Origin of the sequence: Dietzia sp. SL131 (assembly GCF_026672565.1) — a bacterium.
Classification (GTDB): Bacteria; Actinomycetota; Actinomycetes; order Mycobacteriales; family Mycobacteriaceae; genus Dietzia; species Dietzia kunjamensis.
In genome coordinates this window covers 2,018,054-2,038,306 of the sequence record NZ_JAPPRI010000003.1, presented here as the reverse complement: position 1 = coordinate 2,038,306, position 20,253 = coordinate 2,018,054, and the positions used below count along the sequence as shown (strand labels likewise).

The following is a 20,253-nucleotide window of genomic DNA, read 5'->3' as shown; positions in this document are numbered from 1 at the left end:
GGCCGCAAGCTCCCCACCGGTATGGACTTCGACCCCGCGGCCGTCGAGCCGGTCGAGCCGCAGATCGCCGGACGCGCCATGGTCGTGGTGGTGACCGACCGCCTCAACGAGCGGGAGGACTCCATCGGTCCGCTGGTCACGGAGCTCCTCGAGGAGGAGGGGTTCCTCGTCGGCGGTGTCGTGGGCGTGGCGTCGGACGAGGCGGAGGTGCGCAAGGCCCTCGAGACGGCGGTGGTCGGTGGATTCGACTTCGTCGTGACGGTGGGGGGCACCGGGGTCGGTCCCCGGGACATCACGCCCGAGGTCACCGAGGAGATCCTCGACCAGCGACTGCCCGGCATCGCCGAGGCCATCCGGTCGTCGGGTCTCACGGCCGGCGCGGTGGACTCGATCGTCTCGCGCGGTTACGTGGGGGTGTCCGGAAGCACGGTGGTCGCCAACCTCGCGCCGAGCCGCGCGGCCATCCGCGACGGGATGGCGACCCTGTGCCCGCTCGTCTCGTACGTGGTGGCGCAGTTGTCCGCCTTCGACGAACTGTGACGGATCCGCGGCCGGTGGACCGGGCGCGACTCGACGAGGTGTTCGGGGAGATCCTGCCCGAGACGACCTCGGACGAGGCGCGCACCGCGGACAGTCGGATCGACGACGACTGGTGGCGCGATCAGCGTCCGCCGCATCACGGCTGACTCCACGGCGACGCAGCGCCACCTCCGGCAGACGCCGACGCCCCGCCGGCCATGACGGCGCCGACGGGGCGTGGAACGTAGACCGTGGAACGCGGACCGGAGTCGATCAGGCGTTGCTCGACGGGCTGTCCGGCTCGGACGGGTGCGTGAGCGGGCGGCCGGCGAGCAGGTCGCGGATCTCCACGAGGAGGTCGTTGTCCGAGGCGGGGGCCTCGATGCCCTTGCGCTTGGCGGCGGCCTCCTTCATCTTGTTCATCGGCCCGACCAGGACGAAGTAGATGATGGCCGCGATCAGCAGGAAGTTGATGATCGCGGTGATGAGCATCCCGAAGTCCATGACCGTCTCGGGATTGCCGTCCAGGAGCTGGACGGCGAATCCGATCTCGCGGTCCCCTCCGAGCAGCGCGATCAGCGGGTTGATGATCGCGCTGGTGAACGCGTCGACGATGGAGGCGAACGCGGTGCCGATCACGACGGCGACCGCCAGATCGATCACGTTGCCCTGCATGATGAATTCCTTGAAGCCCTTGAGCATTCGTGGCGCCCCTTTCCCAGACGGGTCTTCTCACCGGATCCGGTGACGATACCACCCGGCCGTGCCGCTTCCGGGCATCTCAACCGTGGACCACGACGGCCAGCGGGGTCCCGGCGGCCGTCGCGGCGAGGCGGGCGGCGTCGGCCGCGGGGACCTCGACGAGGAGGGATCGCGCGCCCGACCGTCCCACGGGGGCGTCCCGTACCCGGGCGGCGTGGGCGACGAGCGCGGGCGGCTGCCCCGGGGCGAGTTCGGCGGTGCCGACGAGATCGACCAGGTCGCCGGGCCGGAGCAGATCGGCCACGGTCGGGTCGGCGAGCGGGACGGGCACCACCCGGACCGGCCCGCGAGCGGGATCGTCGCCGGGTCCCGCGGCGGCGGCCGGGGCGGTGAGCTCCGCCGGATCCGGGGCGCCGGATCGGTCCACGAACGGGGCGGCCACGACGAGCGCGGCCGCGAGCCCGATCCGAACCGCGCGGCGCCGCCGCCACCGCCCGGGTGTGGTCACCGAGGCGATGGTGCGGCGCATGGGGTCCCCCGTCGGTCGGTGCGCTCGACTCGAGCGCCGGATCGGTGGGCGCCGGGCGGGCCGGTGCCGTTCGATCAGACCGTAGCGGCGCGGCGGGGCGGCCATGCCGCTCCGGGCGCGTGGAGGTGCGACGCCTGTGGAGATGGCCGGGGGTGTGGATAACCGCGCGGGGAGAACCGGCGGGCGGTGCCCCGGCAGGTGATGATGACGGTGCCGGTGACGACGGTGCCGGTTACGACGACGAGGTCGACGACCCCGAGGAGGAGCCCGAGCCGGTGGATGCGCCGGAGCCGGAGCCCGAGCCGGATCCCGAGGAGCCGGACGTCGAGGAGCTACTGTCCGACGAGCCGGAGCCCGAGGAACCGCTGCCGGACGAACTGCCGCCCGATCCCTTGCCGGCCGATCCCTTGCCGGCCGAGCCGCTGTCGCCGGAGGCCCGGCTGTCGGTGCGGTAGAAGCCGGAGCCCTTGAAGACGACGCCGACCGTGTTGAAGAGCTTGCGCAGCGTGCCGTCGCACCGGGGGCAGACCGTCAGCGAGTCCTCGTCGAAGGACTGCTGGATGTCGAAGGCGACGTCGCAGTCGCGGCACCGGTAGGAGTAGGTGGGCATCGGGCCTCCCGAGGAGTATCGGATAACGCCTTGGCACTCTACTCCGGCGAGTGCCAAGTTCCGAAGTCGAGAACCGCCTCCGGGGTGATGACGCCGTCGACCGGCCGGTCGTGTGGCTCGGCGGGGACGTGGTCGACGACGTTCTCGGAGTCCAGCAGCGCGAGCATCCTCGTGCGCGGGCCGGTCAACGCGAGGGACCGGTCGTAGTAGCCACCGCCCCGGCCGAGCCGGTTCCCGGACCGGTCCACGGCGACGGCGGGGACGAGGACGAGATCGGCACCCGAGATGAACTCCGGCCCGGCGGGCGGGGCCGACGGGACGGGGATGCCGAACCGTCCCGGGACCAGGTCCGCCGGCCCCGCGTACGCCGCCCACTGCAACGGGCCGACCACCGGCGAGACCGGCAGGAACACCCGCGCACCGCACCGGGTGAGTTCCTCTGCCAGACCCCGTCCGCCGGCCTCGTCGTCGTCGGGGACGTACGCGCAGACCACCATCCCGGCGGTGACGACGCCCCCCAGGCGCCCGAGGATCCTCCGGTCGCGTTCGGCGCGCACCGGCGCCGGCACCGCGGCCCGGCGATCGAGGGCCTCGCGGCGCAACCGCGTCTTGGCGACCGAGAGGGCGACGGTCTCGTCGGTACGATCGGGCCGGTCGGACTGCATGACCCCAGTCTGCCGCGCGTGGCGCCACCCCGAGGGGGCGGGTGCGAGGTCTAAGGTGGTCGCCATGACGTCCAGTACCTCTGTCGACCCGCAGTTCCGGACCGCCGTCGTGCCGGCGGCCGGCCTGGGGACCAGGTTCCTGCCCGCCACCAAGACGGTGCCCAAGGAACTGCTACCGGTCGTGGACACCCCGGGCATCGAGCTCATCGCCGAGGAGGCCACCGAGGCCGGCGCCGGCCGACTCGCGATCGTCACCTCCGAGCGCAAGGTCGGCGTGATGGCGCACTTCTCCGAGGACCAGGTCCTCGAGGACACGCTGTCCGACCGCGGCAAGGACGTCCTGCTGCACAAGGTCCAGCGCGCCCCCGGGCTCATCGAGGTCGTGGACGTGCGCCAGGACGAGCCGCTGGGGCTCGGTCACGCGGTCGCGCAGGTGGAGTCGGTGCTCGGCGACGAGGAGAAGGCGGTGGCCGTACTGCTGCCGGACGACCTCGTCCTGCCGTTCGGGATCCTCGGCCGGATGTCGGCGGTCCGCGCGGCCCGCGGCGGCAGCGTGCTGTGCGCGTTCGAGGTGGATCCGGAGGACGTGTCGTCCTACGGCGTGTTCCGCGTCGAGGACACCGATGACCCGTCGGTGAAGAAGGTGCTCGGCATGGTCGAGAAACCCGCCGCCGAGGACGCTCCGTCCAACCTCGCCGCGGCCGGGCGGTACGTGCTCGACCGGGCGATCTTCGACGCGCTGCGCCGGATCGAGCCGGGTGCGGGCGGCGAGCTCCAGCTCACCGACGCGATCGACCTGCTCATCGGCGAGGGACATCCCGTGCACGTGGTGGTCCACGACGGTACGCGGCACGACCTGGGCAACCCGGGCGGCTACATCAAGGCCTGCGTGGACTTCGCTCTGGACAACCCGGCGTACGCGGACGATCTGCGCGAGTGGCTCTCGGACCGACTGGGTTCCTGACGAGCACCGTAGGTGAGGCGGGCCCGCTCGGCGGGCGGTGACTGGTACGGGAAGGGGACACTGGGTGCGCTCCGTCGAGGAACAGCTGGCGCTGGTGACGGCGGCCGCGGTCGCCCCGCGCCCGGTCCGTGTGGCGATCTCCGAGGCGCAGGGTCTGTTGTGCGCCGAGGAGGTCGTGGCGGAGCGGCCGCTGCCGGCGTTCGACCAGGCCGCGATCGACGGGTACGCGGTGCGCAGCGTCGACGTGCGCGCCGGCGGACCCACCCCCAGGGCGGGGACGGCCCGGCCGGACCGGCGACACTGCCCGTGGTCGGTCAGATCACCGCCGGATCCCGCCAGCCGACCCGCCTCCAGCCCGGCCAGACCGTCCGGGTGGACACCGGCGCGCCGCTGCCCACGCTCGCGGACGCGGTCCTGCCGATCGGATGGGCCACCGCCGACGGGCGTCACATCACCCCTCCCGCGCCGTCCGCACCGGGGACTACGTCCGACGGGTCGGCGACGACGTGCAGCCCGGGGACGTGGCGGTGCGCGCGGGCAGCATCATCGGACCGGCGCAGGTCGGCCTGCTCGCCTCGGTCGGGCGCGCGAAGGTATTGGTGCACCCCAAGCCGCGGATGGCGGTCATCTCCGTCGGCGACGAACTCGTCGACGTCGACGGCCGGCCCGGCACCGGACAGGTCTACGACGTCAACTCCTACGCCCTCACCGCGGCCGGCCGGGACGCCGGCGCCGACGTCCACCGCGTGGGCATCGCCAGTAACGAACCGTCCCGCCTGCGCGAGGTCCTCGAGGGTCAACTCGTGCGCAGCGAGCTCGTCGTGGTCTCGGGCGCCGCCGGCGGTGAGGCGACCACCCGCATCCGCCAGGTCATGGCCGAGCTCGGCCAGATCGAGGTCAACCGGGTGGCGATGCATCCCGGGTCGGTCCAGGGGTTCGGGCGGCTCGGACGCGACGAGGTCCCCACCTTCCTCCTGCCGTCCAACCCGGTGAGCGCCCTGGTGGTCTTCGAGATCATGGTCCGCCCACTCATCCGGATCGCCCTCGGCAAGCGCCAGCCCATGCGCCGCACCGTCCGCGCACGGACCGTCGCGCCGATCTCGTCGGTCGAGGGTCGGCGCGGCTACCTGCGCGGACAACTGATGCGCGACACCGACACCGGCGAGTACCTGGTCCGCGCCCTCGGCGGCGCCCAGGGGTCGTCCACCCACCTGCTGGCCTCGCTGGCGGAGGCGAACTGCCTCGTCGTGATCGACCCCGGCGTCACCGCGGTTCGTACGGGTGACGAGGTCGACGTGATGTTCCTCGCCCAGCGCGGGTGACCGGGCCGGCGACGTGAGCGGACCGTGGAGCGCGTTCGCCGCCGACACGGTGACCCGCCCCGGGTGGCCGATCGAGGCCGGGCCGGTGCGGGTGCGCGCAGGGGTCGTGACCCTGCGCCCGGTCCGCCGCCGCGACGCCCGGGACTGGGCGGCGCTGCGGTTGTTCGAGCGGGACCACCTCGAACCGTGGGAGCCCACCGTTGAGGGGAGCTGGCACGAGAACAACTCCGCGCGCGCCTGGCCCCCCATCCACGCCCAGCTCAAGCGTTACGCCCGCGCCGGCGCTAGCCTGCCCGCCGCCATCGAGTTGGACGGCCGCTTCTGCGGGCAGCTCACCGTGGGCGGGATCGTCCGCGGCGCGCTGCACTCCGGCTGGATCGGCTACTGGGTGGGGCGACCCTTCCTCGGTGGCGGGGTGGCCACCGCCGCCCTGGCGCTGGGTGTCGACCACGCGTTGGGTCCGGGAGCACTGCACCGGGTCGACGCCACCGTCCGGCCGGAGAACACCGCCAGCCGCGTGGTGCTGGACCGGTGCGGTTTCCGCGAGGAGGGGCTGCTGCGGCGCTACCTCCACGTCGACGGGGCGTGGCGCGATCATCTCCTGGTGGCACGGACCCGCGAGGAGCACGGCCGGGGCGCCGTCGCGGCTCTGGTGCAGGCGGGTCTGGCGCGACGCGCGTGACCGCGCGTCTGAGTATGTCCTGAGCATCGTGACCTGCGGCGCGCCGTCACTGGACGGGGCTCGGGCCCCGATACGGTTGGGACCTCACCACGACGTCCCGTGTCGGGGTAGACGCTCGAGGAGGCCTGATCGATGTCGAGCTCGCTGCTGATCATCCTGCTGGTGGTGGTCTGGCTGTTCGTCCTCGCGCCGATGCTCATCCGGTCGCGGAATCCCATCCGCCGCACCGGTGACGCACTGGCCCAGACGCGCACGCTCTACTCCGGCGGTTCCGGCCGTCTGGTACCCAGTCGTGGCCGTGCCGCCGCCGACCCGGTCCAGGCCGAGGACGAGGACTCCCTTTTCGGTCTGCCCTCCGGGGCGGGCGCGACGGACGCCGAGTTGCTCGACACCGAGACGTGGGAGCACCTGCTCGAGCAGACCCTGCGCCGTGAGGCCGCCGGCCGTCGGGGCGAGGCCGTCCGCCGGGCGATGGAGGAGCGGCGCGCCGCGGTGGCCGGGGACCCGGCCGCCGAGGAGGTCACCTCCGAGATCCCGGCTGTCCCCGTTGTCGACGAGCACGACCCGGCCAGGGCGGTCGCAGGGGTGGACGAGCGGTCCGCCTCGGCTGTGGGCGCCCGGGTCGGCGACCTCCGCTCGAACGGCGTGGGCGCGGCGGCCGCGGACTCGGACGTGTCGGGCGCAGAGGCGGACGACGAGACCCGGCGACCGGTGGTCGTCGACGGCGAGCTCGTCGAGGGCACGGCGGGGGGGCGGACCGCGGCTCGGACCGATCACGCCGAGGACGCCGCGGGCATCGACGAGGAGGCCGTGCTCACCCATCGTGGGCGCCGACGCCCGGCCGAGCCCGAGGTCGAGCTCACCGACGCCGATCTGAGCTTCGCCGAGCGGCGTCGCGGGCGCGGGGCCTACGACCCGATGGCGGACCGCGAGGCCGCCGAGCAGCGGGCCCACGCGCGCCAGCGCACCGCGCTCATCCTCGTGGCGTTGTCCGTCGTCACCGTGATCGCCGCGCTGCTCACCGTGCCCGCCGTCTGGTGGTTCGCGGGTGGCTCGGTACTGCTGCTCGCCGCCTACCTGACCTACCTGCGCCGCCAGGTCAAGCTCGAGGAGAGCCTGCGCCGGCGCCGCGTCGAGAGGATGCGTCGCGCCCGGCTCGGTGTGGAGTCCCGCGAGGACGACGAGCTGTCCGTGGTGCCGCCCCGCCTGCGGCGTCCCGGTGCGGTCGTGCTGGAGATCGACGACGAGGACCCGGCGTTCGACGTCCTCGATACGTTCGACGATCATCTGGACTCCGACCCCGGGCACCACGATCACAGGCGTCGGCAGCACGCACCGCTGCGGCGCGCGGTGGGCTGATCGGCGGCCCGGTTTGGTCGGGGGACCGACCATCCTGGTAAGGTGTTCCACGCTGCTCGAGAGGGCGGCAGCGTCGCCCGCGAGGGTGACATCGTCGCCCGCCAGGGCGGCGAGGGGCTATAGCGCAGTTGGTAGCGCGTCTCGTTCGCATCGAGAAGGTCAGGGGTTCGATTCCCCTTAGCTCCACCCAAGGACTACGAGTTCTCAAGGCCGTTTCCGCGCAAGCGGGGACGGCCTTTCCGCTTTGTGGTGAGTTGGCGCTGTGGTGAGTTGGCGCTGTGGTGAGTTGGCGCTGTGGTGAGCTGGGGCAGTGGCCGTTCACTCCTTCACGATCGTCGAACGCTTCTCGGCCGAGCCCGGTGACGTGCTCTCCCTCGCCTCCGACGCCGCGCGGTGGCAGGAGTGGGCGCCTGCGCTGTTGCGCGGGCTCGGCCGACGTCACCCCGGCGCCGTCACCGTGCGCGCCCTGCCAGGCGGTGGTGGCGAGCTCGAGTGGGAGTGCTCCATCCGGACGTCCGATCGGGTCGTCGGCACGGTCGTCGCCCGTGTCATCGCGGCGCTCGTCGCCCTGCTGGCGCGTCGTCTGGTCACCGAGGCCGACCGTCGGATCACGCTCACCCGCCGGCCGAGCCTCCCGGCACGCCTCCAACGCCTCGGCCTGCAGCTGGTCATCCGCCCCGTGCTGACCGTCGCACCGTTCGACCGGAGGTGGATCCGGGCGATGCGCGCGGTGGCCACGGGCGCGTCGCGGGCCACGGGATCCCGCCGGGTGGCCCGACCGGCCGACGGTGCTCCCGTCCCCGGGCTCTGGATCGACGGGCCGGCGGATGCCCCGGGGCTGCTCGTGTTGCACGGTGGTGGCTATGTCGCCGGCTCAGCGGACACGCACGCCACCATGGCGACCACGCTCGCCCGGCTGTCCGGATCGACCGCCTACGTCCCCGACTACCGACTCGCGCCCGAGCACCGGTACCCGGCCGCCCTCGACGACGCCGAGGTGGCGTTCCGTCATCTCGCCGAGCGTGTCGGTGGCGCAGCGCGCGTCGCCGTCGCCGGGGACTCCGCGGGCGGCGCCCTCGCCCTCGGGCTGCTCGACCGCCTCCGCCGCAGTGGGGAGCGTCCGGCCGCCCTGGCGTTGGTCAGCCCCTGGGTCGACCTGGCCGGGCGCACCGGCCCGGGGCGGCAGGCCGGCGCGGCCCGGTGGAGTGGCGCGTTCGACCCGCGCACGCCGCCGAGGCTGGCCCGCGCCTGTCGCGACGCCTATGCCGGGAACGTCCCGGTCGACGACCCGGGGGTCTCACCCGCCCGGCGCCCCCTCGACGCGTCGGCGCCACCGACCGCGATCGTGTGCGGCGGCGACGACTTCGTGGTCGACGACGTCCGCCGCTTCGTCGAGGCCAGTCGCTCGCGTGGCGCGACGATCGACCTGAGGGTCTGGCCCGGGATGATCCATTGCTTTCCGGTCGTGGCGGGCACCCCGGAGGGCGCCTCAGCGCTGGCCGTGCTCGCGGTCCACATCGGGAGCGCGGTCGGCGGTGCCTCGGATCCCCGACGGGAGGACTGATGGGATCGGGGATCGTGACGACCGCCTGCGGCGTATCGCTCGTGGAGATCGGTGCGGGCGTCTGAAGCGGGTAAGGCCAACCTATGGTCTGCAGGTGGCGGGCGGTAGCGCCGCCCGGCGTAGGGTGCCTGCGGCGAATCACGACAAATGCGCTGGCCAGACAGGGGACGGGGCGGGTGGAACAGGTTATAGTTCTGCTCATGAGTCTCGCGCCCGGAACACCCGCACCCGATGTCTTCAGCCCCGGCAAGATCGGCAACGTGACGCTGCGCAACCGCATCGTCAAGGCCGCGACCTTCGAGGGGCGCTGTCCCAAGGGGCGCATCACCGACGAGCTCATCGAGTTCCACGCCGAGTACGCGCGCGGCGGCGTGGGCATGACGACCGTGGCCTACCTCGCGACCTCCCCCGAGGGCCGCACCGACAAGCACCAATACCACTGGGGAATGGACGACGGTGGCATGCTGCGCAAGCTCACCGACGCCGTGCACGCCGAGGGCGCCGCGATCTCCGCCCAGGTCGGTCACGCCGGGGCCGTCGCCAACGGGTCGTCCAACGGGCTGCCCCCGCTCGGGCCGTCCCGGATCCCGGCGCCCACCGGCCTGGCGATCACCAAGGCGTGCACGGAGGCGGACATCGACCGGATCGTGTCCGACCACGTCCGCGCCGCCCGCGGTGCGTATGAGGCCGGTTTCGACGCCATCGAGGTGCACTTCGGTCACAACTACCTCGTCAGCGAGTTCCTCAGCCCCAAGCTCAACCGGCGCAAGGATTCCTACGGCGGATCGCTGGAGAACCGCGCCCGCTTCGCCCGCCGCATCGGCCGCGCCATCCGCGACGCCATGGGCGACAAGATCGCGGTGACGATCAAACTCAACATGGACGACGGCGTGCCCGGTGGGTTCTGGATCGACGAGGCCCGCCAGGTCGCCCAGTGGCTCGAGCAGGACGGCTCCGCCGACGCGCTGGTGATGACAGTCGGCAGCTCCCTGCTCAACCCCATCTACCTGTTCAAGGGCGCCGCGCCCCTGGAGGAGTTCGCCGCCACCCAGCCCGCGGTGATCAAGATGGGCATGAAGGTCGTGGGTCCGAAGATGTTCAAGGAGTACCCGTACACCGACGCGTACATGTTCGACGACGCCCGGCAGATCCGCGAGGCCGTGGACCTGCCGATGATGCTGCTCGGCGGGATCGTCGACCGGCCGTCCATCGACAAGGCGATGGGGGCCGGTTTCGAGTTCGTCGCCATGGGCCGAGGCCTGCTGCGTGAGCCCGACCTACCCAACAAGCTCAAGGAGGACGACCGGCGTCGGTCGCTCTGCGTGCACTGCAACCGCTGTATGGCCACCATCTACAGCGGCAGCCGCTGCGTGCTGCGCGAGTACGTCCCGCCGATCCCCGCCCGCGGCGGCCACGACACCCTCCAGGCGACGAGCCCCACGCCACCCGTGTAGAGCGGACGCGCCCGCCCGTCCCCGCCTCACGTGCCCCGTCGGGCCGCTACGGTGATCACATCGGGTGGCCCGCCGCTTTTCGATCCGGGCCCGGACGTGGGGGAGTAGATGTCGAGGCGACGGATCAAGAACTACCGGGGCAGGGTCTGCGTGGTGACCGGCGCGGCCAGCGGGATCGGTCGCGCGGCGGCCCTCCGGCTCGCGGATGAGGGCGCCCGCTTGGTGCTCACCGACCTCAACGCCGAGGGGCTGGCCTCCGCCGAGCAGGCCTGCCGGGACGCCGGTGCGCCCGTGCTCGTGGCCGAGGCGCTCGATCTCACCGACCACGAGGCCGTGATGGCGTTCGGGGAGCGCGTCGTGGCCGACAGCGGTGCGCCCGACGCGATCTTCCACGTGGCCGGCAACTCGGCCTGGGGCCGCCCGGATCTGCTCGAGCACCGGATCTGGCGGTCGATGGTCGAGGTCAATCTCATGGGCACCATCCACGTGGTGGAGGCGTTCGTGCCCTCGATGATGACCGCCCGCAAGCCCGCCGCGCTCGTCCTGGTCTCGTCCGCCGCCGGTCTGCTCGGCCTGCCGTGGCACGCCGCCTACAGTGCCGCCAAGTTCGGGATCCGCGGCGTCGCCGAGGTCCTGCGCTTCGACCTGGCGCCGTACGACATCGGTGTGCACCTCGTCTGCCCCGGCGGCGTCGACACCCCGCTCGTGGAGACCGTCGAGATCGCGGGCGTCGACAGGTCCGATCCCGAGGTGGCCAGGACCGTCGACCAGTTCCGGCGCCACGCGGTCACCCCGGACCAGGCCGCCGAGAAGATGCTCGAGGGCGTGCGCAAGGGGCGCTACCTCGTCTACACCTCCCCGGACGTCCGCATCGGCTTCGCCGCGCAGAAGTTCGCCCCGCCGCTCTACCAGATCGCGATGACGGCCCTCCACCGCCGACTCGCCAAGGCCGGCCGGGGCATCCTCCCGTGAGGGGGATGGAGACCCTCCGGGACGCCGCGATCCTCCTGGCCCGTGTCGGGCTCGGGGTGGTGTTCGCGGCCCACGGGTGGCAGAAGTTCTTCACCCTCGGCCTGAGCCGGGTGGCCGAGCAGTTCTCGAGCTACGGCATCCCGCAGCCGGCCGTCACCGCCGCGATCGTCGCCGGGGTGGAGTTGGTGGCGGGGGCCGCCCTCATCGCCGGGCTCCTCACCCCGCTCGCGGGCATCCTGCTCGGCGTGGACATGGCCGGCGCGTTCTACTTCGTCCACGCCACCAACGGCCCGTTCATCACGCAGAACGGCTGGGAGCTCGTGGTGGCGCTCGGGGTGGGGGCGCTGCTCGTGGCGGCGGTCGGCGCCGGCCGGTTCAGCATCGACAGGGTGCTGGGCGGCTAGCGCCGACCGGGCGCGGACGGCTGTCGCCGCCCGGGCCTCACCCCGAGGCCATCGCGCGCATCGCGGACACCGGGAGGCCGTCCGGGTACGGGGCGTCGATGCCGGCCTCGTCGAAGGCGTTGCGGATGCGGCGCCGCAGCTCCCGCTCGGTGGCCCACTGGGTGTTGGCCTGCGTCACCGCGGTCATCCGCAGCGACCAGAAGTCCGCGTCCAGCGCGTTCACGCCCTGGAGCTCCGGGCCCGAGATGAGGTTCGACGCGATCGGCTCCTCGGCCGCCGCCTGCCTGGCGGTCTCGATGGCCACGGTGCACGCCCGGTCGACGTCGGCGGTGTAGGACACGGGGATCTCGAGGAACGCGACGCCGAAGTCCTGGCTGTAGTTCCCGACCCGGGCGATGTCGCCGTTGCGGCAGTACCAGAGCGTCCCGTGCAGGTCCCGCAGTGAGGTGACGCGCAGTCCCACGTGCTCGACCGTGCCCTCGGCCTCGCCCAGGTCGACCCAGTCACCGACGCCGTACTGGTCCTCGAAGAGCATGAACAGACCGGAGAGGAAGTCCCGGACGAGGGCCTGGGCGCCGAAGCCCAGCGCGACGCCGACGATCCCGGCGGACGCGATGAAGGGCGCCACGTTGACGCCGACGATGGCCAGGGTCTGCAGCACCACCCACACGAGCACGGCGAACGAGACGATCGACTTGAGCACCGACCCGATGGTGGCCATCCGCTGTGCCCGCCGTTCCGCGCGTCGATGCTCGGTCCGCACGTGCTCCGCGGAGCGTCGTCGACTGTTCTTCTTCAGACTCGCGGCGGTGAGACCGCCACTCTCGTCGGCGGTGACCTCACCGCGGTCGCCGTCGGGGTCGAGTTCGACCGTGTGCGCGCCGGCGCGCCGGTCGGCCCGTTCCTGTCGGCGGCGCCGCCACGAGGACGGGGACGCGTTCTTCGACGGGGCGGTGATCCGGTCGATGCCCCGGTGGAGCACCCACCGCACCAGCAGCGCCAGCACGAGGTACAGGGCGATCATGGCCGGCTTCTCGACCAGCCACTGTTGGGTCACGTCGCTCATCGGGAGATCGGCGAAGGGAAGGGATAGCTCGTTCACTGCCGCGACGGTACTGACCGCACACCGTCGGCGACACCTCGTCCCCGGCCGCGGGGCGGGGGGATCAGGCTGCGCCAAGCCGGTGATAAGCGAGCGCTCAGCGGCCGGGCTCAGTACGGGTCGGGTCCGCGCGTGGTCGACCGCGCTAGCGCCAGGACGGCAGCCAGAGCTGGTGGCTCCACTCGGTCTGGGTGATGGGCATCCCCGAGAGGATGGGCAGCGCATAGATGAAGTTCACCGCGACCAGCGCCAGGTACAGGCTGACGATCGCGCGGCCGATGAGCTGCCGCCGGGGGGAGTCGGTGGCCCTGCCGGCGATCTCGCCCAACACCAGCGCGATGATCATGACGAAGAACGGCGCCATGACCGAGGCGTAGAAGAAATACATCTGGCGGTCGTGCTGGAAGAACCACGGCAGGTAGCCGGCCATGTAGCCCACCAGTGGGAACGCGTAGCGGCCGTCGCGGCAGATGACGGCGCGCCAGAACGCCCACGCCAGGACGGGGATGGCCAGCCACCAGATGGCGGGCGTGCCCAGGAGCATGATCGCGCGCACGCACGAGGTCTCCCCGCAGCCGGCGATGCCCTCGCCCTGCTCGACGTAGTAGAGCATCGGCCGCAGACTCATGGGCCAGGTCCACGGTTTGGACTCCCAGGGGTGTCGGTTCCCGGCGGAGGTGGTCAGCGTGGAGTGGAAGTCCAGGACCGACGACTGGTAGTACAGCCACGACTGCACCGCGTCGGGCAGCCAGTTGTCCTCGACCTCGTCGCCCACGACGTGCCGGTACACGGAGTTCTCGTTCGCGAACCAGGGCAGCCAGGTGAACATGTGCAGGATCGCCGGCCAGAGGACGAGGGTGAGGAAGGCCGGCACCGCGTCGCGTAGCAGTGCGCCCGCGATTGGGCGCTGGACCCCGTAGCGGCTGCGCAGGGCCCAGTCCCACGCCACGGTCATCAGACCGAAGAAGGCGATGAAGTACAGGCCGGACCACTTGACCCCCAGTGCGAGGCCCAGCATGACGCCGGCGGCGAAGCGCCACCAGCGGAATCCCAGTCGCGGTCCCAGGCTCGACAGGTGGAGCCTGCCCTCGAGGGCGGCCCGATGCATGCGGGCGCGCATCCGGTCGCGGTCCACCAGCAGGGCGCCGGCGGCGGCGACGACGAAGAGCACCTGGTAGATGTCCAGCATGCCGATTCGAGAGGTCACGAAGCTGACGCCGTCGAGGCACAGCAGCAGCCCGGCGACGAGGCCGAGCTGGGTGGACCGGGTCAGGCGCCGGGTGATGCGCATGACCATGAGCACCACGAGCACCCCGGCCAGAGCCGCGGTGAACCGCCAGCCCAGGGGCGAGTAGTCGAAGAGCATGCCGCCGATGGACTGGATCTGCTTGGCGACGGGCGGGTGGACGACCAGGCCGTAGGCGGGGTTCTCCTCGATGCCGAGTTGGGCGACGTTGTACGACTGCGGTGCGTAGTGCTTCTCGTCGAAGACCGGGGTGCCCTTGTCCGTGGCCGAGGTCAGGCCCCAGAAGCGGGAGAGGAACGCCAGGACCAGGATGGCGCCGGTGGCGATCAGGTCGCGGGTCGTGTCGACCGGGCCGGTGTCGGGGGCGGGCAGCGGGCGTCCTGGTGAGCGCACGCCGATGGTCGAGGTCACAGGCAGAGCATAGTGGGGGCCGAGCGCCGGGCGGGGATGCGCCCGGCCACAGATAGGGTGGTCGTCATGACGTCCGGACGTGTCGTGTTGGCGGCCACCCCCATCGGGAACCCGGCTGACGCCTCGGACCGGCTGCGGCAGGTCCTGGCGACCGCCGACATCGTGGCCGCGGAGGACACCCGCCGGCTGCGTTCCCTCTCGACGGCTCTCGGGGTGACCATCGGGGGCCGGGTGATGAGTTTCTTCGAGCACAACGAGGCCGGTCGCGTGCCCCAGTTGGTCGAGCGGGTCCGCGCCGGGGACGTGGTGGCGGTGGTGACCGACGCCGGGATGCCGGCGGTGTCGGACCCGGGGTACTCGCTGGTCGTGGCGTGCATCGAGGCCGGGCTCCCGGTGACGTGTCTGCCGGGACCGTCGGCGGTCACCACGGCGTTGGTGCTCAGCGGGCTGCCGGTCGACCGCTTCTGCTTCGACGGGTTCCCGCCGCGGCGCCCGGGCCGACGCCGGACGTGGTTGGCCCGGCTGGCGGCGGAGGAGCGCACCTGTGTGTTCTTCGAGTCCCCGCACCGCCTGGCCGACACGCTCGCCGAGGCGGCGCAGGTCCTGGGCGCCGATCGCCGGGCGGCGGTGTGCCGGGAGTTGACCAAGACCTACGAGGAGGTCCTGCGCGGCACCCTGGGTGAGCTGGCCGAGCGGACCGCCGGCGGCGTGCTGGGGGAGATCGTCGTGGTGGTCGAGGGTGCCGACGCCGCCGGGTCGACCGCCACCCTCGAGGACCTCGTGGAGATCGTCGAGGAGCGGGTCGAGGCGGGGGAGCGGCTCAAGGAGGCCTGCGCCGCCGTGGCCGAGGGGTCGGCGGTGACCAAGCGGGACCTCTACCAGGCCGTGCTCGACTCACGCGCCTGAGGGGGCGCGGCGGCTCAGAGCCAGGGCGCGGGACCGCCGCCCCAGGTGAACGCCGCCTTGTGCACGCATTCGTCCCATTCGGCGTCCGGGTCGGAGTCGATGGTGATCCCGCCGCCCACCCCGAGTTCGCAGCGGCCGTCCGGCGCCACCTCGAGGGTGCGGATGGCCACCGCCAGGTCGAGGGTGTCGGCGGTCGCGAACCCGTAGGTGCCGCAGTGCAGGCCGCGGGACCGCGGCTCCCAGCTGGCGATGAGTTCCCGGGCACGCTGCTTGGGGGTCCCGGTGACCGAGGCGGGTGGGAAGGTGGCGGCCACGAGGGCGTCGTGGTCCACCGAGGTGCGCGCCGTGACGGTGGAGACCAGATGGTGGACGCCGGGCGCGGGACGGACGGCGAGCAGGTCGGACACCCTCACCGAGCCCACGTCCGCCACTCGTCCGAGGTCGTTGCGCGCGAGGTCGACGATCATGATGTTCTCCGCGACGTCCTTGGCGGAGGCGAGGAGCTCGGCGGGGTCGCGGTCGGCGGGCACCGTGCCCTTGATGGGGCTGGTGCGGACGTCGTCGCCGGTGCGCACGAGGAACTCCTCGGGGGAGAAGGCCAGCACCGCGCCCCACTCGCCCTCGAGGTACGCCGACCGCGCGGCGGGGGCGCGGCGGGCCAGGGAGAGGAACGTCTCGAGCGGGTCCGCGCGGAGCCTGCCGTCGAGGCGGGTGCTCAGGCAGGTCTGGTAGACCTCGCCGGCGCGGATCGCCTCGAGGCAGTCCACCACGGCACGTCTGTGCGCGCGTCGGTCGGGGGCGGCCCAGGTGAGGGGGATGCCGACCTCGTCGTCGTCGCCACCGTCGTCGCCAACGCCCTCGTCGTCACCGGCGCCCCCGGATGACGGCGGCCCGTACCGTCGGACCACCTCGTGCGGGTCGGGGGCGGTGCCGTCGCCCCGCCACCGGCCGTCCGGGTCGAGCGTGAGCATGCCCGTGGCCGTGCCGCGGACCGCCGCGGGCAGGAGGGGGGCGTCGCCCGCCACGTGGTCGGGGAAGGAGCGGAACCCGACGACGACGAGGTCGCCGTCCGCCGAGAAGACCTGCTCGGTCCGGGTCGGCCGTAGGTCCACGGACGGGATGATCACCGCCGGGGAGTCACGCCAGTCGCCGAGGAACGCCGCCGGGGGACCGATCCCGAGGGCCCGCGCCCGCACGTGGAGAGCGCGCAGGAGCGCCGGCACGGCGGGGGTGGAATCGGGCACCGTCCGATCGTGCCACCCCGGGGCGTCGAATCCACGCCAGGGCCCGATAAGCGTTTTAATATCTTGCGCTCACCTCGGATTGTTGACAGGGTTCGACGTATGCCAAAGTCACGAGAGAAAGCTTTCGACGCGTCGAATGACGGCCCAGAGGACCCTGTGCGCGGGCCCCGTCCGGGCGTCGACTTCACGGTCCTCGTGCCCACCACGATCATCGCGCTCATCGTGGTGATCTGGGGCTCGTTCTACACGAACTCGTTCGAGAACGCCGCCGGTGAGGCGTTCTCCGTCGTCGTGGACACGGTGGGATGGCTGTTCATCCTCGTCTCGACCACAGTCGTGGTCTACGCGATCTACCTGGCCCTGTCCCGGTTCGGCGGCATCCGCCTGGGCGGTGACGACGAGAAGCCGGAATTCTCCACGCGGTCGTGGATCGCCATGATGTTCGCCGCGGGTATGGGCATCGGGCTGATGTTCTACGGCGTGTCCGAGCCGCTCACCCACTTCCAGGAGCCGCCGCCGGGGCAGGAGCAGCAGTACGACGTGGCCATGGCCACGACGACGTTCCACTGGACCCTGCACCCGTGGTCGATGTACGCGATCGTCGGGCTCGCGCTCGCGTTGGCCGCCTACCGCTTCAAGCGCGGCCACCTCATCTCCCAGGCCTTCGTCCCGCTCATCGGCGAGAAGCGGGCCGCGGGGTGGATGGGGAGAGTCCTCGACATCGCGACCATCCTCGCGACGATCTTCGGCACCGCCGCCTCGCTCGGCCTGGGCGCCCTGCAGATCCGCGCCGGGCTCAACGAGACCGGCGCGGTCAGCGGTGGCGGCATCGCCCTGGTCGTGGGCGTCATCGTGGTCCTGGGCCTGGTGTTCCTCGCCTCGGCCGCCTCCGGGATCAGCCGCGGCATCCAGCTGCTGTCGAACATCAACCTCATCCTGGCCGTGTCGCTCGCGCTGTTCGTGGCGATCTTCTCCGGCGCCCTGTTCTTCATGCTCGACCTCATCCCCACCACGATCGGCACCTACTTCTCGAACTTCTTCGACATGGCCTCGCGCACCGCGGTGAGCGAGAACGGTGAGGCCGCCGAATGGCTCTCCGGGTGGACGGTCTTCTACTGGGCGTGGTGGATCTCCTGGTCGCCGTTCGTGGGCATGTTCCTGGCACGTATCAGCCGTGGGCGCACCGTGCGCGAGTTCATCATCGGCGTGGTCCTGATCCCCAGCACCCTGTCGGTGATCTGGTTCTCTATCTTCGGAGGCTTCGCGCTGTATCTCGAGGAGGCCGGACGCAGCGTCTTCGGCGACGGGTCACTCGAGCCGCAGCTGTTCAACCTGCTCCGCGAGCTGCCGCTCGCGCCCGTGCTCATGGTGGTGGCGATGGTCCTCATCGCCATCTTCTTCATCACCTCCGCGGACTCGGCGTCGATCGTCATGGGCGGAATGGCCCAGCGCGGCGTGGAGGAGCCGACCCGCTGGCTCGTCATGCTCATGGGATCGTTCACCGCCGCCGTGGCGATCATCATGTTGGTGGCCGGTGACGGTGGCGGCGACGCCCTGTCGAGCCTGCAGAACATGACGATCATCGCCGCCTCGCCGTTCGTACTGGTGCTGATCGCGCTGTGCGTGTCCATCCACAAATCGCTCTCGCGAGATCCCGCGGCCGAGGCGGCCTGACGCGACCCCGGGGGCGCGCCGGGCGTGCGGGTGTACGCCCGGCACGGCCCCCGCGGACGTGACCACTAGTCTGTAACCCATGGCGAAGACAGTCCTGACCGCGGTCGCATGGCCGTACGCGAACGGCCCCCGGCACATCGGACACGTCTCGGGGTTCGGGGTGCCGTCGGACGTCTTCTCGCGCTACCAGCGGATGGCAGGCAACGACGTCCTCATGATCTCGGGCACGGACGAGCACGGCACGCCGCTGCTCGTGCAGGCCGAGAAGGAGGGCGTGCCTGTCCAGGAGCTCGCGGACCGCTACAACCGGGTGATCGTGGACGATCTCGCCGGCCTGGGGCTGAGCTACGACCTGTTCACCCGCACCACCACGCGCAACCACTACGCGGTGGTGCAGGAACTGTTCCGGGGCCTGCACGCGAACGGCTACATGGTCGCCAAGACCACCACCGGTGCGGTGAGCCCGTCCACCGGGCGGACCCTGCCGGACCGCTACATCGAGGGCACCTGCCCCATCTGTGGTGACGACGGCGCCCGCGGGGACCAGTGCGACAACTGCGGCAACCAGCTCGACCCGGCGGACCTGAAGAACCCGGTCTCCAAGATCAACGGTGAGACGCCGAAGTTCATCGAGACCGAGCACTGGTTCCTCGACCTGCCCGCGCTCGCGGACTCGCTGGGGGACTGGCTCAAGGGGCGGAAGGACTGGCGACCCAACGTCCTCAAGTTCTCGCTCAACCTGCTCGAGGACCTGCGCCCGCGCGCCATGAGCCGCGACATCGACTGGGGGATCCCCATCCCGGTGGAGGGGTGGCAGGACCGCGGCGACAAGAAGCTCTACGTGTGGTTCGACGCCGTGGTCGGCTACCTGTCCGCTTCCATCGAGTGGGCGTGGCGTTCCGGGGAGCCCGAGGCGTGGCGGCGCTGGTGGACCGACCCCGAGGCCGTGTCCCACTACTTCATGGGCAAGGACAACATCACCTTCCACTCCCAGATCTGGCCGGCCGAGCTCATCGGCTACGACGGCCGGGGCGCCCACGGCGGCGAGCCCGGGGCGCTGGGCGCACTGAATCTGCCCACCGAGGTGGTCTCATCCGAGTTCCTCACCATGTCCGGGTCCAAGTTCTCGTCCTCGCGCGGCGTGGTGATCTACGTACGCGACTTCCTGGCCGAGTTCGGCCCCGACGCGCTGCGCTACTTCATCTCGGTCGCGGGCCCGGAGAACCACGACACCGACTTCACCTGGGACGAGTACGTGCGCCGCACCAACTCCGAGCTGGTCGGCGGCTGGGGCAACCTCGTCAACCGCACCGTGTCGATGGCACACAAGAACTTCGGCGAGATCCCGCGGCCCGGCACCCTGACCGACGTCGACGCCGAGCTGCTGCGCGAGGCGGAGTCGGCCTTCGCCACCGTCGGCGCGCACCTCGAGCGCTCGCGGTTCAAGGCCGGCGCCACCGAGGCCATGCGCATCGTCGGCGCCGCCAACCGCTACATCGCCGCCACTGAGCCGTGGAAGCTGGCCAAGGAGCCCGACCAGCGCGAGCGTCTGGGCACCGTCCTGCACACCGCGCTGCAGGTCGTCTCCGACGCCAACACGCTGCTCACCCCCTACCTGCCGTCCGCCGCGCAGCAGATCCACGGCGCGATCGGCGGGCAGGGCGTGTGGGCCGCCGCCCCGCAGGTGCACGAGGTCACCGACGACATGCCGGTCGAGCTCGTCGGGGTCGGGCTGCCCGACGCTGGCCGCAGCTACCCGGTGATCATGGGTGACTACGCCGCCGAGCAGGCGCGGTGGGCGCGCACCGAGATCACCCCGGGCACCCCGCTGGCCAAGCCCAGCCCGCTGTTCGCCAAGGTCGACCCCGAGTTGGCCGAGACCGGGCCGAGCTGGGCGCCGATCCAGCAGGAGGACTGAGGCGAC

Annotated in this window: 19 protein-coding genes, 1 tRNA gene and 1 pseudogene; 14 read left to right on the top strand and 7 right to left on the bottom strand. The window is 71.8% G+C overall.

What is annotated here, in order from left to right; genetic code table 11:
- Positions 1-21 precede the first annotated feature (21 nt).
- Both OVA21_RS10390 and OVA21_RS10385 read left to right on the top strand, forming a co-directional pair.
- The gene (locus OVA21_RS10390) at positions 22-540 is read left to right on the top strand and encodes a MogA/MoaB family molybdenum cofactor biosynthesis protein (RefSeq protein WP_200841576.1); all 519 of its coding nucleotides are present in this window, start codon (positions 22-24) and stop codon (positions 538-540) included.
- Between the two features lie 14 nt (positions 541-554).
- Entirely contained in the window at positions 555-686 is a 132-nt protein-coding gene (locus tag OVA21_RS10385) for a hypothetical protein (protein WP_268092391.1), read from the top strand.
- A gap of 106 nt (positions 687-792) precedes the next feature.
- Here OVA21_RS10385 and mscL read toward each other — a convergent pair whose 3' ends face one another.
- The 4 genes from mscL to OVA21_RS10365 all read right to left on the bottom strand — a co-directional run bounded on the left by mscL (position 793) and on the right by OVA21_RS10365 (position 3,025).
- Complete coding sequence (gene mscL / locus OVA21_RS10380; RefSeq protein ID WP_067713269.1) at positions 793-1,221, bottom strand: large conductance mechanosensitive channel protein MscL; 429 nt, start codon at positions 1,219-1,221, stop codon at positions 793-795.
- A 79-nt stretch (positions 1,222-1,300) separates the two neighbouring features.
- The gene (locus OVA21_RS10375; protein ID WP_268092390.1) at positions 1,301-1,729 is read right to left on the bottom strand and encodes a hypothetical protein; all 429 of its coding nucleotides are present in this window, start codon (positions 1,727-1,729) and stop codon (positions 1,301-1,303) included.
- 253 nt (positions 1,730-1,982) lie between these two features.
- Positions 1,983-2,360: an FmdB family zinc ribbon protein gene (locus OVA21_RS10370; RefSeq protein ID WP_082923739.1), complete on the bottom strand. Its 378-nt coding sequence runs from the start codon at positions 2,358-2,360 to the stop codon at positions 1,983-1,985.
- Positions 2,361-2,398: 38 nt separating this feature from the next.
- Entirely contained in the window at positions 2,399-3,025 is a 627-nt protein-coding gene (locus tag OVA21_RS10365) for a 5-formyltetrahydrofolate cyclo-ligase (protein WP_067713276.1), read from the bottom strand.
- 64 nt (positions 3,026-3,089) lie between these two features.
- Here OVA21_RS10365 and OVA21_RS10360 point away from each other — a divergent pair, with 64 nt between their 5' ends.
- From OVA21_RS10360 to OVA21_RS10320, 9 genes and pseudogenes are all read left to right on the top strand, one after another.
- On the top strand, positions 3,090-3,989 hold the full coding sequence (locus tag OVA21_RS10360) for a UTP--glucose-1-phosphate uridylyltransferase (protein WP_067713277.1): 900 nt from the start codon (positions 3,090-3,092) through the stop codon (positions 3,987-3,989).
- Positions 3,990-4,053: 64 nt separating this feature from the next.
- Positions 4,054-5,311 (top strand): annotated as a pseudogene (glp, locus tag OVA21_RS10355) (molybdotransferase-like divisome protein Glp).
- 13 nt (positions 5,312-5,324) lie between these two features.
- Positions 5,325-5,993, top strand: coding sequence for a GNAT family N-acetyltransferase (locus tag OVA21_RS10350; protein WP_082923740.1), 669 nt, complete (start codon positions 5,325-5,327; stop codon positions 5,991-5,993).
- Positions 5,994-6,125: 132 nt separating this feature from the next.
- Entirely contained in the window at positions 6,126-7,352 is a 1,227-nt protein-coding gene (sepX, locus tag OVA21_RS10345; protein WP_096907103.1) for a divisome protein SepX/GlpR, read from the top strand.
- Positions 7,353-7,465: 113 nt separating this feature from the next.
- Positions 7,466-7,538 (top strand) — tRNA-Ala (locus OVA21_RS10340).
- Positions 7,539-7,662: 124 nt separating this feature from the next.
- Positions 7,663-8,916, top strand: a complete 1,254-nt coding sequence (locus OVA21_RS10335) for an alpha/beta hydrolase fold domain-containing protein (protein ID WP_067713286.1) — start codon at positions 7,663-7,665, stop codon at positions 8,914-8,916.
- A 200-nt stretch (positions 8,917-9,116) separates the two neighbouring features.
- Positions 9,117-10,370 carry an NADH:flavin oxidoreductase gene (locus tag OVA21_RS10330; RefSeq protein ID WP_067713288.1) on the top strand — a complete coding sequence of 418 codons (1,254 nt, stop codon included), beginning with the start codon at positions 9,117-9,119 and terminating at the stop codon, positions 10,368-10,370.
- Positions 10,371-10,478: 108 nt separating this feature from the next.
- Positions 10,479-11,342, top strand: a complete 864-nt coding sequence (locus tag OVA21_RS10325) for an SDR family oxidoreductase (protein WP_069390420.1) — start codon at positions 10,479-10,481, stop codon at positions 11,340-11,342.
- A gap of 5 nt (positions 11,343-11,347) precedes the next feature.
- Positions 11,348-11,746 carry a DoxX family protein gene (locus tag OVA21_RS10320; protein WP_096907104.1) on the top strand — a complete coding sequence of 133 codons (399 nt, stop codon included), beginning with the start codon at positions 11,348-11,350 and terminating at the stop codon, positions 11,744-11,746.
- 37 nt (positions 11,747-11,783) lie between these two features.
- Here the strand turns inward: OVA21_RS10320 and OVA21_RS10315 are convergent, their stop codons facing one another.
- Together OVA21_RS10315 and OVA21_RS10310 are read right to left on the bottom strand one after the other, a co-directional pair.
- Positions 11,784-12,812, bottom strand: a complete 1,029-nt coding sequence (locus OVA21_RS10315; RefSeq protein WP_069390418.1) for a mechanosensitive ion channel family protein — start codon at positions 12,810-12,812, stop codon at positions 11,784-11,786.
- Between the two features lie 181 nt (positions 12,813-12,993).
- Complete coding sequence (locus OVA21_RS10310) at positions 12,994-14,505, bottom strand: dolichyl-phosphate-mannose--protein mannosyltransferase (protein WP_067713301.1); 1,512 nt, start codon at positions 14,503-14,505, stop codon at positions 12,994-12,996.
- 66 nt (positions 14,506-14,571) lie between these two features.
- Between OVA21_RS10310 and rsmI the strand changes: the two genes are divergently transcribed.
- Positions 14,572-15,411 carry a 16S rRNA (cytidine(1402)-2'-O)-methyltransferase gene (gene rsmI / locus OVA21_RS10305; RefSeq protein ID WP_096907529.1) on the top strand — a complete coding sequence of 280 codons (840 nt, stop codon included), beginning with the start codon at positions 14,572-14,574 and terminating at the stop codon, positions 15,409-15,411.
- 14 nt (positions 15,412-15,425) lie between these two features.
- Here rsmI and OVA21_RS10300 read toward each other — a convergent pair whose 3' ends face one another.
- The gene (locus OVA21_RS10300; protein ID WP_268092389.1) at positions 15,426-16,655 is read right to left on the bottom strand and encodes an aminodeoxychorismate synthase component I; all 1,230 of its coding nucleotides are present in this window, start codon (positions 16,653-16,655) and stop codon (positions 15,426-15,428) included.
- Between the two features lie 156 nt (positions 16,656-16,811).
- On the opposite strand from OVA21_RS10300, the gene OVA21_RS10295 reads away from it, so the two are divergent.
- On the top strand, positions 16,812-18,329 hold the full coding sequence (locus OVA21_RS10295; RefSeq protein ID WP_244200750.1) for a BCCT family transporter: 1,518 nt from the start codon (positions 16,812-16,814) through the stop codon (positions 18,327-18,329).
- A 79-nt stretch (positions 18,330-18,408) separates the two neighbouring features.
- Positions 18,409-20,247 carry a methionine--tRNA ligase gene (gene metG, locus OVA21_RS10290; protein ID WP_268092388.1) on the top strand — a complete coding sequence of 613 codons (1,839 nt, stop codon included), beginning with the start codon at positions 18,409-18,411 and terminating at the stop codon, positions 20,245-20,247.
- Positions 20,248-20,253: the final 6 nt, after the last annotated feature.